The 19,519-nt window shown below is 68.0% G+C and carries 14 protein-coding genes; 7 read left to right on the plus strand and 7 right to left on the minus strand.

Translation table 11 applies throughout. The features are described 5' to 3' along the window. Nucleotides 1-75: 75 nt before the first annotated feature. Nucleotides 76-4,044: a type VII secretion protein EccCa gene (gene eccCa / locus ABZ464_RS18620; RefSeq protein ID WP_359278036.1), complete on the plus strand. Its 3,969-nt coding sequence runs from the start codon at nt 76-78 to the stop codon at nt 4,042-4,044. A 60-nt stretch (nt 4,045-4,104) separates the two neighbouring features. On the opposite strand, the gene ABZ464_RS18625 is transcribed toward eccCa, so the two are convergent. From ABZ464_RS18625 to ABZ464_RS18645, 5 genes are all read right to left on the minus strand, one after another. Continuing rightward, nucleotides 4,105-4,404, minus strand: coding sequence for a WXG100 family type VII secretion target (locus tag ABZ464_RS18625; RefSeq protein WP_359278039.1), 300 nt, complete (start codon nt 4,402-4,404; stop codon nt 4,105-4,107). Between the two features lie 73 nt (nt 4,405-4,477). Then, nucleotides 4,478-4,825: a WXG100 family type VII secretion target gene (locus ABZ464_RS18630; RefSeq protein ID WP_359278041.1), complete on the minus strand. Its 348-nt coding sequence runs from the start codon at nt 4,823-4,825 to the stop codon at nt 4,478-4,480. A gap of 119 nt (nt 4,826-4,944) precedes the next feature. Next, a complete protein-coding gene (locus ABZ464_RS18635) occupies nt 4,945-6,156 on the minus strand; it encodes a S8 family serine peptidase (protein WP_359278517.1) in 1,212 nt (403 codons plus the stop codon). Nucleotides 6,157-6,246: 90 nt separating this feature from the next. Next, nucleotides 6,247-8,007: a hypothetical protein gene (locus ABZ464_RS18640; RefSeq protein ID WP_359278044.1), complete on the minus strand. Its 1,761-nt coding sequence runs from the start codon at nt 8,005-8,007 to the stop codon at nt 6,247-6,249. A gap of 2 nt (nt 8,008-8,009) precedes the next feature. Next, a complete protein-coding gene (locus tag ABZ464_RS18645) occupies nt 8,010-8,459 on the minus strand; it encodes a hypothetical protein (RefSeq protein ID WP_359278047.1) in 450 nt (149 codons plus the stop codon). A gap of 395 nt (nt 8,460-8,854) precedes the next feature. Between ABZ464_RS18645 and ABZ464_RS18650 the strand changes: the two genes are divergently transcribed. From ABZ464_RS18650 to ABZ464_RS18660, 3 genes are all read left to right on the plus strand, one after another. Further along, nucleotides 8,855-9,307 carry a hypothetical protein gene (locus ABZ464_RS18650; RefSeq protein ID WP_359278050.1) on the plus strand — a complete coding sequence of 151 codons (453 nt, stop codon included), beginning with the start codon at nt 8,855-8,857 and terminating at the stop codon, nt 9,305-9,307. A gap of 4 nt (nt 9,308-9,311) precedes the next feature. Continuing rightward, a complete protein-coding gene (locus ABZ464_RS18655) occupies nt 9,312-11,618 on the plus strand; it encodes a DUF6571 family protein (RefSeq protein WP_359278053.1) in 2,307 nt (768 codons plus the stop codon). A gap of 66 nt (nt 11,619-11,684) precedes the next feature. Further along, complete coding sequence (locus tag ABZ464_RS18660) at nt 11,685-12,323, plus strand: hypothetical protein (RefSeq protein WP_359278056.1); 639 nt, start codon at nt 11,685-11,687, stop codon at nt 12,321-12,323. Between the two features lie 387 nt (nt 12,324-12,710). On the opposite strand, the gene mycP is transcribed toward ABZ464_RS18660, so the two are convergent. Beyond that, nucleotides 12,711-13,988 carry a type VII secretion-associated serine protease mycosin gene (gene mycP / locus ABZ464_RS18665; RefSeq protein ID WP_359278059.1) on the minus strand — a complete coding sequence of 426 codons (1,278 nt, stop codon included), beginning with the start codon at nt 13,986-13,988 and terminating at the stop codon, nt 12,711-12,713. Between the two features lie 25 nt (nt 13,989-14,013). Continuing rightward, complete coding sequence (eccB, locus tag ABZ464_RS18670) at nt 14,014-15,540, minus strand: type VII secretion protein EccB (protein WP_359278061.1); 1,527 nt, start codon at nt 15,538-15,540, stop codon at nt 14,014-14,016. A gap of 325 nt (nt 15,541-15,865) precedes the next feature. Between eccB and eccE the strand changes: the two genes are divergently transcribed. The 3 genes from eccE to ABZ464_RS18685 form a co-directional block, all read left to right on the plus strand. Further along, the gene (gene eccE, locus ABZ464_RS18675; protein ID WP_359278064.1) at nt 15,866-17,068 is read left to right on the plus strand and encodes a type VII secretion protein EccE; all 1,203 of its coding nucleotides are present in this window, start codon (nt 15,866-15,868) and stop codon (nt 17,066-17,068) included. Then, the gene (locus ABZ464_RS18680) at nt 17,065-17,850 is read left to right on the plus strand and encodes a hypothetical protein (RefSeq protein WP_359278066.1); all 786 of its coding nucleotides are present in this window, start codon (nt 17,065-17,067) and stop codon (nt 17,848-17,850) included. Before eccE ends, ABZ464_RS18680 begins: the two co-directional genes overlap by 4 nt. A gap of 300 nt (nt 17,851-18,150) precedes the next feature. Further along, nucleotides 18,151-19,519 (plus strand): SCO5717 family growth-regulating ATPase (locus tag ABZ464_RS18685; RefSeq protein ID WP_359278069.1); only part of this gene is annotated, 1,369 nt, incomplete at its 3' end.

Here is a 19,519-nt window from a genome sequence, read left to right on the forward strand (position 1 = left end):
TCCGCTTGCGATCGACGTCCGCCTGACACGGGGCGGCGGACGAAACACCTCGGTCCGCAAGGGAATTGGTGCGAAGTGAGTCACATCGTCGTCAAGCGCCCGCCGCGGGCGCTGCCCAACGAAGTACCCACGGACGAGGTCGCACTGCAGCCTCCGCCAGAGCTTCCGCGCGGGCAGCAGGAGGGCGCTCTGATGCAGCTCCTGCCGATGCTCGGCATGGGCGGGTCCGTGGTGTTCTTCTTCAACCCCCAGGCCCAGCCCTTCATGAAGATCATGGGCATGGTGATGGTGGCCTCCACGATCGCCATGGGCATCTCGATGCTGATCCGCTACCGCCGCGGCAATCAGGGGCAGATGGCCGACATGCGCCGTGACTATCTGCGTTATCTGTCCCAGACGCGGCGTACGGCCCTGGAGACCGCGAAGGCCCAGCGCGACGCCCAGTACTACCTGCATCCTTCGCCGGAGCAACTGTGGGCCCTGGTCGCGGAGGGCAGCCGGGTGTGGGAACGCCGCGCCGGTGACGAGGACTTCGGGCAGGTGCGCGTGGGCCTCGGCCAGCAGTCGCTGGCCACGCCGCTGATCCCGCCGCAGACCGGGCCCGTCGACGAGCTCGAGCCGCTGACCACGGGCGCCATGCAACGCTTCCTGACCACGCACTCGACAGTCGAGCACCTGCCGATGGCGGTTTCGCTCCGTGCCTTCTACCACGTGACGATCAACGGTGAGCCGGGGACGGTGCACGGCACGGCGCGGGCCGTCGCCGCCTCTCTCGCCTCGCTCCACTCCCCCGAGGACCTGATCATCGCCCTCGCTGTCGGCCGGGACGCGGCGCCCGCGTGGGAGTGGACCAAATGGCTGCCGCACGTCCAGGCACCCGGCCTCGCGGACGGTGCGGGCAGCGTGCGTCTGATCACCGGCGATCTGACGGAACTGGAGGATCTGCTGGCCACCCGCCTGCAGGGGCGTCCGCGCTTCCATCCGGCCGGACCCCCCGTTCCCGAGCAGCCGCACCTGGTCATCGTGCTCGACGGTGTCCTCGTGCCGCCCACCTCGCTCCTGGCCGCCCCCGAAGGCCTGCAAGGGGTGACGGTCCTCGAAATCGTGCCCGGCGACCTCGCCGCGGGACGGGGCGACCTCGCCGTCAGCGTCCAGCCGCAGGAACTGCGGCTGGAATCGGCGCACGGCATGGTCTACGAAGGCATGCCGGATGTCATGTCCTACGAGGCCGCGGAGGCACTGGCCCGGCAGCTGGCGCCGCTGCGCATGGCATCGGGCGGTGACGACGACGAACCGCTGCTCGCCGCCCTGGAATTCACGGATCTGCTGAACCTGGGCGACGCGGCCTCGGTCGACCCCAAGCGGACCTGGCGGCCTCGTGCGCAGGCCGAGCGGCTGCGGGTGCCGATCGGCGTCGGTGAGGACGGCCGGCCCGTCATGCTCGACCTCAAGGAGGCGGCGCAGGAGGGCATGGGTCCGCACGGCCTGTGCGTCGGCGCGACCGGCTCCGGCAAGTCGGAGCTGCTGCGCACGCTGGTGCTGGGCCTCGCCGTGACCCACTCCTCCGAGACGCTGAACTTCGTCCTGGCGGACTTCAAGGGTGGCGCCACGTTCGCGGGCATGGCTCAGATGCCGCATGTGGCCGCCGTCATCACCAACCTCGCGGACGATCTGACGCTCGTCGACCGGATGGGCGACTCGATCCGCGGTGAGCTCAACCGCCGCCAGGAGATGCTGCGCGACGCGGGCAACTACGCGAACATCCACGACTACGAGAAGGCCCGCGCCGCCGGTGCCGCGCTACAGCCCATTCCCTCGCTCGTCCTCGTCATCGACGAGTTCAGCGAACTGCTCACGGCCAAGCCTGACTTCATCGAGATGTTCGTGCAGATCGGCCGTATCGGCCGTTCGCTGGGCGTGCATCTGCTGCTCGCCTCGCAGCGTCTGGAGGAGGGCCGTCTCCGAGGGCTCGAGACGTATCTGTCGTACCGGATCGGTCTGCGTACCTTCTCGGCGGCCGAGTCGCGTGCCGCGCTCGGTGTCCCGGATGCCTACGAGTTGCCGAACGTACCGGGCTCGGGCTATCTGAAGTTCGGCACGGACGAAATGGTGCGCTTCAAGGCCGCGTACGTCTCCGGTGTGTACCGCACGGGTTCGCAGCAGGCGGCGTTCGGCGGGCCGCTCCCCGTGGACCGCCGACCGGTGCTGTTCACGGCGGCCGAGGTGCCGGTCCAGTACGTACAGGTGCCGCAGCAGCGCGAGGAGGGGCCCGACGAGACGGACGACGCACTCGCCGACACGGTCCTCGATGTGATCGTGCGACGGCTGGAGGCGCAGGGCCCCGCCGCCCACCAGGTGTGGTTGCCCCCGCTGGACAGCCCGCCCTCGCTCGACGCGCTCCTGCCCGGCCTCACAGCGGTACCGGACCGCGGCCTGACCCAGCCCGGCTACGAAGGAGCGGGTCGGCTCGTCATCCCGGTCGGTATCGTCGACAAGCCGTACGAGCAGCGGCGGGACCCGCTGTGGGCCGACTTCAGCGGTGCGGCCGGTCATATGCAGATCCTCGGCGGACCGCAATCCGGCAAGTCGACCCTGCTGAGGTCGGTCGTCGCCGCGTTCGCCCTCACGCACACCCCGCACGAAGTGCAGTTCTACGGAATGGACTTCGGCGGTGGCGGCCTTTCGGCCGTGGTCGGCCTGCCGCATGTGGGCGGGGTGGCCTCGCGTCTCGACCCCGAGAAGGTCCGGCGTACCGCGGCCGAGGTGTACGGCATCCTGACCCGCCGGGAGGAGTACTTCCGTTCCGCGGGCATCTCCTCGATCGCGGAGTTCCGGACGCGCCGGGCTCGGGGCGACATCCCGGTCACCGACCAGCCCTGGGGCGATGTCTTCCTGCTCATCGACGGCTGGGGCAACTTCCGTACCGACTATGAGGCGTTGGAACCTCTGGTGCTGGACATCGCGGCCCGTGGGCTCGGTTACGGCATCCATCTGGTGCTCACCGCCTCGCGCGCCATGGAGGTTCGCTCGAACCTCAAGGACCATCTGATGAACCGCCTGGAGCTGCGGCTCGGCGACCCCATGGACTCCGAGTTCGACCGCAAGGTCGCGGCCAACGTGCCGACGGGTGTGCCGGGACGCGGTCAGACCCCGCAGAAGCAGCACTTCATGGCGGCGATTCCGCGGATCGACGGTCTGTCCTCCGACACGGACCTGGCGGACGCCACAGCGGCGCTCGCGGCCGAGGTCTCCCGACACTGGCAGCTGCCCGGAGCGCCCGAAGTGCGTCTGCTCCCCCGGGAGTTCCCGGCAGGGCAGCTGCCGCCGGGCCATCGCTTCCCGCACCGCGGCATCTCGTTCGCGCTGGACGAGGACAACCTCGAGCCGGTGTTCGTGGACTTCGAGCAGGACCCGTTCTTCCTCGTCTTCGGCGAGAGCGAGTCCGGCAAGTCGAACCTGCTGAAGCTGCTCATCAAGCGCCTCGCGGAGCGCTACGACGGCGACACCTGCAAGCTGTTCGTCGTCGACAACCGCCGCGCCCTGCTGGGGGTGACCCCGTCCTCGCACCTGGCCGAGTACATCCCGATGTCGAACCAGATGCAGCATCACATGGAGGCCCTCGCCGACCTGATGCAGCGCCGCACACCGACCGCGGACGTCACTGCGGAGCAGCTGCGCAACCGCAGCTGGTGGCGCGGGCCCACGGTGTACGTGATCATCGACGACTACGACCTCGTCTCCACGTCGAGCGGCAATCCGCTCGCGGGGCTGACGGAGCAGCTTCCGTTCGCGCGCGACGTCGGTGTCCGCTTCATCATCGCCCGCTCCTCGGCGGGTGCGGGCCGAGCCGGCTACGAGCCTTTCATGCAGCGCATCAAGGAGCTCGGCGCCCAAGGTGTGGTCCTCGCCGGCGACCCGTCGGAGGGCGATCTGCTGGGTGGCGTACGGCCGCGGCCCATGCCCGCGGGGCGCGGAGTGTTCGTGTCGCGCCGGCGGGGGAAGCCGCTGGTTCAGGTGGGGCTGGTCGCGGAGGATCCGGCGTAGCGCAAACCCACGGGGTGGGCGCCTCCCGCGTGCGCCCACCCCGAGTTCTTGCTCTTGTGCCTACTGCAGATAGCTGGCGGCCTTCTTGTCGCCTTCCATGTAGGTACCGCCGGCCGTGAACACGACGTGGCCGATGCCGGTCAGCGCCGTGTGAATGTCGGTGGCTTCCTTGTCCCACCGCGCCAGCTTCTCGTCGAAGTGCTGCGCGGCGTCGCCCTGCCAGTACTGCTTGCTGTTCAGCACCAGCCGCTTCAGCTCCTGCAGGTCCTGTTCGAGTTGCTGGGCTTCGTTGGCGATCCTGGTCGCCGCGATGTCGAGCCCGTCATACGTGACGCTCAGTCCGTCGGTGTTACGACCCATTCCCGTTACCTCGTTTCGGTCGCGTGTGCCTGGTGGGCGGCGAATGGCGCCCGTGCCCTGAAAGCTGCCGACCTCAGTACGACGTCAGAGGAGACGTCTTCACGGTGGGCGCACCGTCATTGAGGTCGATCTTGTTTGCCGCTGCGCGCACCTCGTCCTCCTTGCTGTCCTTGATGGTGCGCGCCGTGGTCATCGCGTCGATGACTTCGCTGAGAATATTGCCGAGGCTCTGCAGCGACTCGTTGATCTCGTACTGCTTCTTGTCGAACGCAGCGCGACCGATACCGTCCCACTGGCCTTCGAGTCCGTCGATCACACCCTGAAGCGAGTGCACGCGCTTCCGGATGCCTTCGTACTTCTCGTACATCTGCTTCTGGAGAAGAACTACTGCTGCGTCTTCAAGCTTCTGGTTGTCGGCCATGATCGGTCCGCCCTCCCTTTTCTCTTGCTTGATCCAACGATTCCGCTCATCGTCCGGGGACGGTGAGCGCTCCGCTCAGGTCCTGTCCGGACAGGACGGAAACAGGACGGCCGGCGACGTCACCGCGCCCGCCGCGCCCGCACCACACCCGCGCCGACCCCACCGAGCACGATCACCACGGCCGCAGCGCCCAGCGCGATCCAGAGCACATTGCTGTCCTGCGACGACTCGACGCTCGATCCAGCCGCCGACGTAACCCCGCCGGAATCCTTCTCCTGGGCCTGCGACGAAGCAGACGCGGAAGCGGAGGGCGCCGATTCTGCCGCGGACTGTCCCCCGTTCTCCTTCGCCAGGGGGTCGACGTTCGCAGCGCCTGCGTCGTAGTTGACATCCTCAAGAACCACACGCGGGCGAATGGCGCCATACCCGAGATACTTGCTCGGATTGTCCTTCGCCCACTCCCGGCCGGCCGTGTCGATCAGGGCTCGTACGACCTGGTTCGCGGTCCAGGTCGGATGGGCGGACCAGATCAGGGCGGCGGAGGCTGAGGTGATGGCGGCGGAGGCGCTGGTGCCTCTGTCGCCGACACAGTACGAGCGGAAATCGGCATCGCACCACCCGGGAAAGTCTTCCCCCGGGGCCGCCAGGTCCACGTAGTTTCCATACGAGGAGGTCTTCGACACAGTGCCGGAGGCATCCATCGACGACACGCCCAGTACGTAAGGGTATGCCGCTGGGTAACTGATACGGCCGTTCCCTTCACCGGCGTTACCGACAGAGGCGATCAGCAATTTCCCCTTGGAAGCCGCGTACTTGATCGCTGCCTCCTCTTCGGTGCTGAGCGAATCCCCGCCGAACGACATGTTGATGATCTTTACGTCGGTATCGGCTGCTGCTCTGATCGCATCCGCCGGCTCAGGCGTCTTGGCTTTCTCCGCCTTCCCGGCCTTCAGGCTCGAAAGCTCGACACGGTAGGGAACGATCTTCGCTCCGGGGGCCAGTCCCTGCAGGCCACCGTCCGTTCCCTTGCCCGCGATCAACTCGGCCATGGTCGTCCCATGGCTGTCGTAGTCGTCCGTGGCCCGGTAGGCAACCTTCTCGGGGACCTCATCAACCAGGACCTGGCCCTTCAACGACGGGGTGTCGGCTTTCACCCCCGTGTCGATGACAGCGACCTTGACACCCTGGCCCGTGCTGACCTTCCACATCTGCTCAGCATCCATCGGCTCCAGGTACCACTGCTTCGATTGGGCGTCGTATGCGACGGCACTCGGTGCGAATCCCACAGTGACGGCGGTCAGGGCGCCAACGAGAGCCCCCATCGTGCGCAGTTGTCTCGCGCACCGCGTCCTGAAGAGCACAGCCCGCTGGGCTCGTCGGCCGGTCCCTGACTTCATGGTGTTGTATGTCCTCGCTCGCGCTCAGTTGTTGACCGGCGGCACATCGCGCCGCGGCTGGGTGGGCGGCTGGGTCTCTTCGTCCTCGACCACGTCGTCGGGCCGTGGCCCGCCGTGCGTCTTCCGCACGTCGGCAGGATTCCCAACGTTGCCGGACCCACGCACGAGCCCCGCGCCACCGCGGGTCATGCCGTTTCGTTCCGCACGGGCAACGGAGTTCTGTCCGGCTGTCCTGCCGGTGACGCTCTCGGGCGTGCCCGTGCCCCCACGGGACATGGGCGTGGTGGAACCAGGCCTCACGGAAGGGTCCGGCGCCCCGATGACGCCACGCTGCCCCGGTCCGACGGCCGTGGACCTGGCGTTCTGTGCTCCCTCGGCGCCGATGACCGTGCCGCGGGGAATCCTCGTCCCCCCGTTCGCCGACGGCCCGGCAGCACTCGTGGGCCGGCCCCCGACCACACCGTTCGAGCGTCCCGCGCCGGTGGCCGGAGTGCCGTTCGCCCGAGGCATGGCTCCGCCGGTGGACCGCGGTGTGCCTCCAGTGACACCCCGGCCCATGGGGGACGGCCTTGTGCCGGAGGCGTTCCCCTTGGCGGTTGTCTGTCCTGCCCCGGCGTGCCCCATCGGATTCGGCGCCCCTCGGCCCGTGGCACGGGCGGGATTTGCATTACCCAGGCCGGCTGCACCGGCCCTGCCCTGCGCGGACGTAGGGGTCCGGGCACCGCCGGATCCCAGGGCCCTGCCTGGCGATCCGTTGGGCGTGGGAATCGGATATCCGTTCCCCGGCGGACCTGTCTGGCCGCTGCCCGGACCAGAAGCGCCCGTGGCCGGCGGGGTGTTGCCTGTCACCGGGGTTGCGGAAGCCGGAGGCAGTGTGCCGACGCTGTCGATGTTCGTACCGATGGGGCGATCCGGCTGCCCAGAGCGCCCAGCGATGTCCGACGCAGGTGTGTCACCAGAACCGTGTACGCCGATATGGCCACCTGCTGATGCAACCGATCCACTGTGACCTGCGACGCCTGCCGAACCCGCCCCGTCTGACTGCGCCGATGCGGACGATCCAGGATCCATGGGCGTCCTTCGGGGCGGCGGCTCCGGCACCCCCACATCAGGCATCGTCTGGAACTCCGGTGCCTTCAAAGAGGTCAGTTGTTCCTCGGACACCGTGTAGTACGACGACAACCGATTCATCTGGTTGATCGCCTCTTGGCGGTTCTTCTCCACCTGGACGGCAGCGGTGTACGCGTCGTTGGTCTCGACCCGCTTGGCCTTCGGGAAGTCCGCGACGGCCTTCGGGTCGGTGCGTGTATCCCGCTCCGGCATGGCCTTGCGTACGGACGCCAACCCTGTGGCGGCGGCCATGATCTGGTCGCCTGCCGATCCGGCGAAATCGCTCAGCCCCTTGGTGCTGGTGACGAGCGAACGGCCCCACTTGCGGAACGCGTCGCCCGACTCCCCCACCCAGTGGACGTTGTCGATGTGGCCGTCGAGTTCCGTCGCCGCCGCCTCGATGGCGTCGCGGGCCGCCCACAGGGCATTGCCGGACGACTCCAGGTCCTCCGGATTCGTCTGCTCGACCAGGTCGAGCATCTCGTTGAGCGCGTGCCCCTCGAAGTTCGTGCGTTGTGCCAGGGCCTGTCCGACCGGGGTGGCTTCCAGGGCAGCCCGGATCGTGTTGTGGAAGAACCCGCCAGGCGGGCGTTCCTCCACACCGCGGGCGAAGTCCGTGACGGAGTTCTGATGGGAGACCCGCGCAAGGTCGTCCTTGTGCTGCTTGTCGGTCATGATCAGAGCTTCCCGCCGGTCTTCGCGTCGTTGGTGCGCTGTACGTCGTCCCGCGCGTCCTGGATCTGCCGGACCTCCGTCTGGATCTCGGCGAAACGTCGTCGTTGATCGTCTTCGAGGTTGTCGAAACCTCGGTGCGCGCCCAGGACCGCGATGGCGATGCCCTCGATCTGCAGATGCAAGGTTCTGGACAGGGAGGTGAGCTCCTCATGGACCCTGCTGTACTGGAGATACAAGCCGTGCGCTTCGGGGAAGGCAGCCGTGGCGCCACTGTTCAGGGAGCCGGGCTTGATCGTCTGGGCACCCACCCGTTTCGGGTTGCCGGCGGATCCCTCGAGGTCCCGCAGAACCGCGTCCACCCGCTTCAGAAACGTTGCCAGCGCCTCACCACTGGCTTCCAGGTTGGCCGCCGTCGTGGCCGACGCACCGCCCGTCATGTCGATCGGAAGCATGACGCCCCCTCCCCGTATCCCCGTGACGCCCGTCGCCAGGGACGGGCCGATCGCTCGCCGTACGATCGCAAAGCGAGCCGTACCTCACAACGCCTTTACCACTGTAGCCACCGGGTACATCCAGCCCAACCATGGCGTGTGTTAACTGAGTTACGAGGTCGCTCCCCCCCATCCCCCTTTGCCCCATTCGCCTGTTGAACGTCGTCGCCCCCCTTCCGTGCGGATCGGTGGCAACCTTCACCGTACTTCCGCACTTTGGTGATCACGACTGCATAGCAACCGTCACGAACCACAGTCGAAGTTGCTAGCGTGATCGGGACTCTCCCACGGGCCCCCAGGGGGCGGCAGGGAGCAGGAAGCAGTCTTGTCGGCGGTACGGGGGAAGGGTCCTGCAGATGGCATGGGACGAATGGGAGCAGTTGAAGAGCGCGGCGCAGCAGCGCCAACAAAGCTCGGCCCACATGCAGCTCAACCATGTCGACCCTCCCGGGCCCGCCGTCAATGACCAAGGTGACCTCAAGGCCCATCAGGACGACCTCGCCAGGGTCGGGAACGCCGCGTTCGACCTGCACCAGCAGTTCGAGCACTTCAGTGACCACGCCCGGGTGAAGTCCATCGCGGCCGGTGACGGACTGAAGGCAGAGGGCTTCGCGATCGGTTCGGCGCTGACACACGTCGCCGAACACTGGGTGGACCAGGTCCAGACCCTGCTCGACGCCACGGCCCACATCTCCAACCATCTCGACTACACCAAGGGCGCACACGAAGGCGACGAGGTCTTCATCGCGGGCACGATCAGCAGCATCGCCGACCTCGACAAGGGCTTCGATGAGCGGAAGGGCGGCTGAGCCGATGGATCTCGACGCACTCCGCTACGGCAACTTCCACCAGCTCGGTGAGGCGATCACCGACTGGGAGGAGATGACCAAGAATCTCAAGACCCTCGCCGACGACGCCGACAAGAACCTCAAGGGTCAGGCCCACAAGGCGAACTGGGCCGGCGTGAACGCCACCGTCACCCGCGAGTTCATCGATAAGACGGCCGGCGAGTTCACCGACGCGCACACCCAGGCCGACACCGTCGCCAAGATCCTCAGTGACACCCGTGAGGAGCTCGTCGGCTACCGCGATCAGCTCAACGCGGCCATCGAACGCGGCGCCGGGAAACATCTGACCGTGGGGGACGGCGGCGACGGCACCTTCTTCGTCACCGCAAACACCCGCCCCGACTGGTACTCCGACCCGAGTGGGCAGAAGGACGCGACCAGTCAGAAGGACGTCAACGACCTCCGGGACGAGATCCAGCGCATCCTCGACAAGGCCACCGAGAGCGACACCACCGCCGCCAAGGCGCTGCGCCTCATCGTCGACTCGGCCAAGTACGGCTTCTCCGGTGCCGACTACGACAACCGGGACGAAGCGGCGAAGGCCATCAAGGACGCGGACGCGATGGCGAAGATCCTCGCGAAGAACCCGCACGACGTGACGAACACGGAACTCGCGTCGCTCAACGCCAATCTGGCCAAATACAAGAACGATCCGCTCTTCGCGGAGGAGTTCGCCACCACGGTGGGCCCCAAGAAGCTCCTCACGTTCTACGCCGGCGTCGCCGACCCCTACCAGGGTCAGTACGACCCCAAGCGTTCCGAACAGGTCAAGCAGCTCCAGAAGAACCTCGGGAACACCATCGGCCAGGCCACGCTCTCGGACAGCGACAAGATGCAGGGCTGGGAGCAGCAGATGATCAAGCTCGGCCCGGACGAGCTCGGCATCGATGACGCGAGCAATCCAACCGGCTACGCCGTCATGAGCAACCTGATGCGGTTCGGGGACTACGACGATCAGTTCCTGAACGACTACGGCAACAAGCTCCTCGACTACGACAAGAAGGTCAACGGCGAGGGAATCAACCTCTGGGTGAACAACGCGAACCAGGGGGACCTCAACTACTGGGGCTACAAGAACGACCGGGGTCGCGACCCGGTGACGGGCTTCCTCGAGGCTCTGGGGCACAACCCGGGTGCCTCGGAGCAGTTCTTCGCCCGGCCCGACGTCACGGAATACACCATCGGCGACAGGGACACCGTCGACAAGGCGTCCGAGGTCAACGAGCACCTCAAGTACCTGACTCAGGACCGTGTCTGGGTGTCCGACAGCGCCCTTGAGGGCAATCACAACTTTGTTGCGGGGCGCGACGCACTCGGCCACGCCCTTGAAGCCGCTACAACCGGGTACGCGTACGACGCGACCGCGGCCGACATCAAGGCCGGCGGCGAACACCGGACTCCCGCGACCGCGGCCGTGATGGAAGAGGTGGCATATCTCTACGGCAGCAGCAAAGAAGGTCCGGATATGCTTCACAGTCAGCCCGAGTTGGCTGACAGCCTGGGCAAGATGGCCGGTGCGTACATCGATGACATCGACTACAACTTGTCCGGCGTGGGCGAGCACAGGATGGACTCGGGCACTTTCCCCGCGGCGTATCAAGGACGTGCCAACTTCACCAACGAAGGCGCGATCAATTTCCTCAGTGTGCTCGGTCAGGACGAGAACTCTCACCGCGCCGTCACCGCGGCGCAGCATCTCTATACGCTGAGTGCTCTCGATCGCTATCCGCCGACCAGTGATGCCAACATTGGGCATGCCCATGATGCGCTGATCGCAGGCACCCAAGCACGAGGCATCCTCGACAACTCCCGGGTCGAGCAAGCCACGTCGGACTACGGCGAGGCGTCAGAGGAGACCAACAAGTCGCTGGGGCGGTCCTCCGACTGGATCAAGCTGGGGGTCGGGGCAACCGTCGGCGTCGGGGTCGCCGCCATCCCACTGCCCGGCACGACAGCTGCGGCAATGGTTATCGCACCGGTCGCCGCGGATACCGTCGGAGAGGCAGTGAACACCTTCATCGGACATCAGATCGACAAGGGGGTGGACGAGGCGGAAGCAGACCCGGCGGAGCAGTCCCAGGTGACCAGCAGCAAATTTTACGATGCGGGTATCAACCAGATGGGCAACGCCTACAACACCTATGTTGATGGCAACCCCAAGGCCATCGGCATAGCCGACAGCCAGAACTGGGACCAAGACATCAACAACGCCTACTACGGGACTGGAACGGGCGAGAACGAGTACCGTGGCCGGGGCCCACACAAGGATTGAGCTGTGCCAAAGACGAGCGAACGACCTCAGGGCAAAACAAGAGCGCGCACAATACTGACTTCTGCGATGAGCGCCACAGTGCTGATCTGCGCTGTCTCCGCATGCAGCGGCGACAACGACAGCGCGGAAGAGCCGAGCCTGACTGCGTCCCAGGTCTGCGACTCCACACTTGACTCGTCGGCGTCTACAGCGCTCCAACGCGTGGGCAACGTCGCGAAGTTCACGGAACTGCCCGGGACGAATGACTCCGGGGAGCCGAACACGTTCTCCCTCAAGCGCTCCGCAAGCACGATTCACGAGGATCAGACGCAGCGAAATCAATGTGTCGTGTTCAAAGCAGGAGACAAGACCGGCCACCCGTTGATCGCTGTCGATTTCTCCGCAGAAAAATATGCCACGACTCCAGATCCATCAGCCGAGGATGATGATTCGGCCCTCTACTCGATGGGCGTCTACGCCAAATCAAATGGCAACAGCAGCGCGATTCTTTACTTCAAGTGCCCAACGCAGGGCACTGAGGAGCCGAAGAATTCGACGCCATACATCAAGGCATCCCTCACCAGCGCGGGGCAACTCTCCATAAAAACCACAGGCCGGGATCTAATGGCCATCCTCAATGCCGTCTCACGCGGCTTGGCCAAGCAATTGGGATGCACCTCGGAGGCGGCACTTCCTGCACAGGTCCCAGAGGCCAAGGTCGGCTGATACCGGCGGCACGGCAGCTGGAACACCGGCTCGGCCCCGGCCGCGCTCCAGGGCTACATCAACGCCAAGGGTGCGAATCGACGGATGTGCTCCATGCTGCACACCGCTCTCGGCATGCGGGAGCTCCGAGGAGAGCGCGAGTACGCGATTCCGGATAACTTGCATGGAGTCGCCGTCGACTTCGACACCACCACTCAGACATGGCTTGAGGAAGGACGGATTCCCCCCAAACCAATCAGCGCAAGGGGACAGGTATCGCTACTCGGACCGCGAGGCGTTCGGGAAGGACGCCGATGCGATGCACAGCCGGCGTGCAGAAATGAACCGCGCGGAGGCACTCAGCACTCCGTCTCCAGTTGCCTCGTGGGTGTGAAATCCGTTCCGCGGTCACCGCCGCACGCCAGCTCTCCGTCGTCGTGCGTCCCGCACCGACACAGCCGTACCACTCAGACCGGCCACGACGACCAGGCCCCCCACCAGCGCGTAGGTCGCCAGGCGGGCGTTGCGTTCCTCCGGCGATTCACCCAGGTGCAGGGGCGCGACGTCGGGAGCCTCGGCCCTCGTCACTCCCTCCTCGGCCTTGGGGGACTCGACCGGGTCTGCCGGGTCGATGTCCGTGAGGGCCTTGACCGGGTCGATCACGCCCCAGCCGACCAGTCGGTCTCGGCCGGGGATCGATCGTTCCGCCGACTGTTCGATCTGGGCGACGATCTCGCGTGCCGTCCACTTCGGGTACTTGGACTTCAGGAGGGCTGCCACGCCGGCCACGTACGGGGCCGAGAAGCTGGTGCCGTTGTCGGAGCAGTGGCCGTTGCCGGGGACCGTCGACACCATGTCGACGCCCGGCGCCGCAACTCCCACGAAATCGCCCGACTGGGAGAAGGCAGCCCGTTCGTTGTTCCGGTCGGAGGCCGCCACCGCGAGGACACCCTCGTACGACGCCGGGTAGGTTACCTTGACATTGCCGCCCAGGCCGTCGTTGCCGGCCGAGGCGACGACCACCACCTGGCGGTCGAGGGCGTAGTCCACGGCCTGCTGCAGGCTCGGGTCCGGTTCGACGGCGTTCGCCGTATCCTGGGAGATGTTGATGACTTCGGCGCCCGCGTCGACGGCGTAGCGGATCGAGGCCGCGAGAGTGAGCGCGGTGCCGTCGCCCTCCGCGTTGTTCTGCTTGATCGGGATGATCACGGCATCAGGGGCCAGGCCCACGAAGCCGGTTCCCTTGGCGGGGCGGGCCGCGATGATCCCGGCCACGCGTGTGCCGTGTCCCACGGTGTCCGTCGTGCCCTGGCTGTTGCCGCGGTCGATCTTCTCGCCCTTGGAGTTCTCGGCGGGCAGGAAGTTCTTGCCCTTGGACGCGTCGACGGCTTTGCTGAGCTGCGGATTCTTGACGTCCACCCCCGTGTCGATCACGGCGACACGGACGCCCTTGCCGGTGGACTGAGCCCAGAGTTCGTCGAGGTTGACGCGCTGCAGCGCCCACGGGCGACCGTCGTACTTCTTCGAGGGGAACGTGCACTGACCGTCGTCCGCGCGGGCGGAGGTCGCCGGCAGGGCGAACACCGCCGTGGTCGCGACGAGTGCGGCGGCTGAGGCCAGAGCGGCCGTACGGGCTGCGGCAGCCGGGCCGCGTCGCCCGGCCATCGGCGTCCTCGCGTTCACCATGGGATCGGTCACCTCCGGGGACCGCCTACGAGCCCTGCGGCTGGCGCGCCGCCGCCTCCGACAGGCGAGGGCCCGTCGGCAGGAACGTCGACCACTCCGCGGGGACGGGCACAGGATTCACGTTCTCGTAGCCCAGATGTGTCTGGGCGATCTCGGCCTCGCTCAGTTCCTCCTTGCGCTGCTTGGCTGAGGAGCCGATGCCCTGGTCGTCGGTGGCGCTGTCGCTGTTGGACTGCAGGGCGTACCGCAGACCGGTGTCGGTGACCAAGAAGACGCCGCCCGCCTTCGTCTCCGTACCCTGGAACTGTCGGAAGAGCAGGCCGGAGCCTGGGGTGACGTAGGCGCTGGAGGAGCCCGTGGGGAGCTTGGCCGGAAAGTCCGCGCCGGCCCAGGTGGACAGCGTCGTCTCCCCGTTGTCGCCATTCACCGAGCGCAGGACGTTGCACACCGTGTTACGGCCGTTGGAGCTGCTGGAGCCGTTGTTCACCGTCTTCGGTTTGCGCGACGGCCAGTCCTTCTCCCCGTCGAACGTGGTGCTGTCGACGACGGCGCCGGGACTGACCTGCTGTGCCTCACCCGCCTGGCCGGCGCCGATGAGTGCGCCACTGTTGAGCAGCAGCGTCGCGGTGAACTCCGAGATGCGCGCCACGCTGTTGGGCAGCACCACGTAGTACTCCATCACCCGGCCGTCGTACGCCTTGATGACCATGCCGACCTTGTCGTACTGCTGCAGGCTGCTGGAGGCGCCTGCCTTGGCTCCGGGCGTCCCGTCGATCTCGGGTATCGAGATGGGATCGCCCTTGTGGAGGGTGTCGAGCCAGTCCTGGGAGACCCGCTGCGGAGCACGGCCCTGGGTGTCGAGGGCCTTGAGCAGTTCCTTGTCGGTCGGATCGGCCAACTGGTACGCCGTGCCCCCGGAGTCGACGACGTACTGGGACTTGCCGTCCGGTCCGACGACGTACATCAGGTCGCCTCCGGAGAGCTTGTCGCTGCCGTCCGTCTTGGGCCACTCCTTCTCGGCGAGGACGAACGCCGCCTTCTGAATGGCGCGGCCGCCGTCGCCCGGGCGCTCACAGACCACCCAGCGCTTGGCGGCCTCGGCCTCGGTGGAGGAGGGCAGGCGGTCCGGTGCGTAGGGGATGCCGATCGTCGCGCCGTGGGGAGGCTTTCCGCTGTCCAGGATCTTCTCGTCGACGGTGATGACGCTGTCCTTGCTGGGGTCCAGCAGGAGTTTGGCGGAGGCCATGTTGAGGACGGGGTGGAGCTGCGTCTCGTTCCCGGTCTTCAGCACCACGTAGCGGGTCGTCGAATCACTGGCGATGATGACGTGTGCCCCCGGTTCGGCCCACCCGACCGGCGCCGTCGGACTGAACATGCCGATCCCGCCGAACACGGCAAGGATGACCACACCGACGATGATGCCGGGAAACACCGCGCCCAGCGGCTTCGGGGCACCTTCTTCCGAGCCCGACGGACTGGGCCTGAGGAACGACGCGAGCGTGCGGCGCTTCGCGAAGGTGTAGGCGTTGAGTTGATCCCGCCGAGATGCCATCTGTGCCTGTCTCTCCCCGTGTTCGGCATGAGTCCCAGCTCGACGGGTGTGCCGCCCCCGCCCTCCGCTGTCGTACCGGCCCCCTACTATGCCTGGTAGCCGTGGGGACTTGTGGAACGGGTAGGGTACCGGGACCCTCAAGTGCCTTGTGTGGTGCTGGAATACCAAGAAGATGCGAGCAAAACGGGGGGATGGAGTGAGGGCGTCGAGAACACGGGCCCCGGCCGGTGACCGGTCGCAGGCGCGGCGTTCCGCGGCATCGCCGTCGGAGCCGGTACAGCAGCCACACGGATCGGTCGGGCAGTCGGACGCCCTCCGGCTGAGCATGTCGCGTGGGCAGGGCGGATCGTCCCGGTTGCAACGGCTTGTGCTGCTGGAAATCGCAGCCGCCGTCCTCGTCGTCGGCTGGCTGCTCGGCGTGGCGGCCCTAGTGGGGGCGACCGTCGTCGCCGTCGCTCTCGTCCTGCTGACCTTCCTGCGTCGCCGCGGTCGCTCCCTGCCCGATTGGCTGGCCACGGCCCGGGCGTTGCGGGCTCGGCAGCGGCAGGCCGCGAGTACGCCGGTGCCGACGGGGACCGAGCCGGGACTCGCTCCGGCCGTGGAGTGCGATCCGAGTCTGCGGAGCTATACCTACCGCAGCCGGGACCGGCGGCCCGTCGGAATCATCGGTGACGGCACGTTCGTCACCGCCGTTCTGCAGGTGGAGGCCGACGCCACCGCCCTGCGCGCCGAGCGGAACCGGCACCCGCTGCCCCTCTCCCTGGTGCGCGGGGCCCTCGAAGTCGACGGGATCCGGCTGGAGTCGGCGCAGATCGTGCTGCACACCCAGCCCGCGCCGGCGATCCATCTGCCCCAGCAGTCCGTGGCCGTCGCCAACTACGCCCCGCTGCAGGAGCAGACCGGCGCGCCCGCGGTGCGCATCACCTGGATCGCGTTGAAACTCGATCCCGAGCTCTGTCCGGAAGCCGTGGCAGCGCGCGGTGGCGGGCTCCTCGGAGCGCAGAAGTGCGTGGTACGAGCGGCCGATCATCTCGCCAGCCGCCTGACCGGGGCCGGGTTCCGCGCCACACTCCTCGACGAGGAGCAGCTGACCTCCGCCATCGCCACCTCGGCCTGCGCCAACCCGCTGGTGACGGCGGAGGTGGGACGGACGGACACGAGGGAACGGCGTACCGAGGAGACGGGCCGGAGCTGGCGCTGCGACAACCGGAGGCACACCACCTACTGGATCCGCCGGTGGCCGGTCCTGGGCGGCCGCAGGGCGCCGTCGCTGCCTCAGCTCGTCGCTCTGGTGACCGCCGTCCCCGCCCTGGCCACCACGTTCAGCCTCACGCTCACCCAGGGGGAACGGCAAGAGCTGTTGTTGTGCGGGCATCTGCGCGTGACCGGGCGCAGCGACGACGAACTCGTCGCCGCCCGACGCGCTCTGCAGGCGGCGGCACGCCACACGGGCACGGGACTCGCTCGACTCGACCGGGAGCAGGTGCCCGGAGTGCTCGCCACGCTCCCCCTCGGAGGTGCCCGATGACGGCGGCGATCACCCGTGCGGGACAGTCGGCCGGAGCCGACGGAGAGCCGCGGTCCTCCGCGCCGCAGCTGGCACTCGATCTGCTGCGCAGCGGCTTCGGACTGATCGGTCCACGGCATGCGCGGCACTCCCTCTCACCGGAGCAGCTCGAGGCACTCGCGCTGCCCATCGGAGACGACGGCGTGGTGATCGGGGTGGACGCGGAGGGCAAGCCCGCGGTCCTGGGGCTCAACCGGCCCACTCCGTACGACGTCGTCCTCATCGGCGGTCTGTGGACTGCGCAGGTCATCGCCCTCCGGGCGGCGGCCACTGGAGCGCGGGTCGCCGTGGAGACGGGGCGGCCGCAGGCCTGGATGCAGATGGTGCACGCCATGGGCGGCGGACAGAACGGACTGGCCGTGTACGAGGTGGGCCGGGTGCCCCCGCAGGGCACATCGGCCGGGACCCCCGTGCTGGTGGTGCGTGACTGCGGTATGCGGCCACCGCGCGGACGTGTTGTCTCCGGGCCCTGGCAGTCCGTGCTGACCCTGCTGCCCTACCTCAGCCCGGTGGCCCCTCGGCTCATACGGCAGGCGCGGCTCGTCGGTGTACAGCGCATCTCTCCGGACGAGGCAGCCGAACTGGGCCGCGCTATGGCACTGCCCAGGGAGGCGGTCGAGTCCCTGCCCGGTCTCGCCGATGGCTTCACTCTTTGGTGCGCCGACCGTGACCGGCAGTACACGCTGACCCAACCCACCGACGCCGAGATCGGATTGTTGGGTATGCCACGCAGGATGGACTAAGTCCGCCCTCGTATGACGCTCCGTCCAATTTCAGGGGTTTTGCACGCTGTCGACTCTGCCGTGCACAGCAGGGGAGCACCGGTGGAGTCGTGGCGGAGGGCCGATGAGGGGCGGACGGGCCTGCCAACGTTCGGCGCTCGGTGATTAGGCTGGGATCGGGCGCGACGCCAGAGCCCGTGGACCGGGCGTCGGTGGCCCAGGGGAAGGGCCGGTGGATCGGACGACCTCGAACGACTAAGGACGACGAGCAAGGGTCGCCCCGACACGGCATGAGGGTGCTCGACCACACCAGGAGGAATTGTGAGCAGCGATCGGGACGGGACGCGCGGGGGCTGGGCCACACCCGGCGATGACCAGCCCGACGCGGAATCCGCCATCGAGATGACGGGCGAGTTCACCATCGACTATGCGCCGCCCGCTTGGTACACGCAGAACGCGGGCGGGGGTTCGGCCGCGGGGGCCGGAGGGAACACGGGGGCGGCTCCTCCGCCGGGGCCGCCGACGCCTGTTCCCGGACCAGCGGCTCCTGTCTCCGGGCCGGAGCAGGGGGCGGCTTCTGGTGCTCCGGTGCCGGCGCCGTTCCAGCCTCCGGCTCCGTTCCAGCCGCCGGTTCCGGGTCTGGCTCCGTTCCAGCCTCCGGCGCCGTTCCTGCCTCCGGGGCAGGTTCCCCCGCCGCCGGGGGTGCCGGGTACGCCTGCCAACGCCGCGCCTGCGGCGCCGTATGCTCCGCCGGTCGCTCCTCCCGCGCCGGTCGCCGTGCCTGGGCTTCCGGTTGACGGAGGGTTCCAGCCGCAGGCGCCGGCCGCCGTTCCGGGCCCGCCCGGGGACCTGGAGAGCGGCGCCACCATGCGGATCTCCCCGGTGGCCCTCAAGCAGCAGATCGGGGAGCAGACCGAGGAGGAGGGGGAGGGGGACGGCGTCGCCCAGGCTTCCCCCTCCGTTGCGGAGGCGGAGGCGGAGACAGAGGTCGAGGCGGGCACGGGCGGCGAGATCCGTGGCCGTACTGCCTCCGGCGAGGCCGAGGCTGAGGCCGGGGCTGAAGCCGACGTGGTCGGCTCCGACGGCGGCACCGGTTCGGAGTCCGAGCCCGAGGCCGAGGCCCAGTCGGAGTCCGAGGCCGAGGAAGGTGTCGACGAGGACGACGACCCGGCTTCCGGGGGCTCCCCCGAGGGCGTGGTGGCTGGTGAGGACTCCGTCCCCGCTTCCGAGTCCGCCGGGACATTCGAAGCCTCCGACGGCGATGTCGAGGAGCAGGACGGGGCCTCGCAGCAGGCGGGTCCCGCTGCTCCGCCTGCCTGGGCTCCCCCGCCCGTTCCGCAGAGCGGGGTGCCGCCGTTGCCGCCGTCGTACGAGCCTGCGGCTCCCGCGTCGGCCGCCCAGTGGCCTACCCAGCCGCTGCCGCAGCAGCAGAGCGACTCTGTGGCAGCCCAGCAGCAGCCGGTCCAGCCCGAGGCGGCCCCGCCCGCGCCGTCGCCCGAGGCTCCCCCGGCCCCGCCGCAGCCCTCCTACGGCTTCCCGCAGCCTCCCGCCCCACCAGCACCCCACCAGCAGCCGGGTGATGGCCTGCCGCAGGCCCCCACCGCCCCCGCACCCCAGCACCAGCCCGCCTACGGCTTCCCACAACCCCCCGCCACACCAGCACCCCCACACCAGCAGGCGGGCGAAGGCC

This window comes from Streptomyces sp. NPDC005820, assembly GCF_040630255.1.
Lineage (GTDB): Bacteria > Actinomycetota > Actinomycetes > Streptomycetales > Streptomycetaceae > Streptomyces.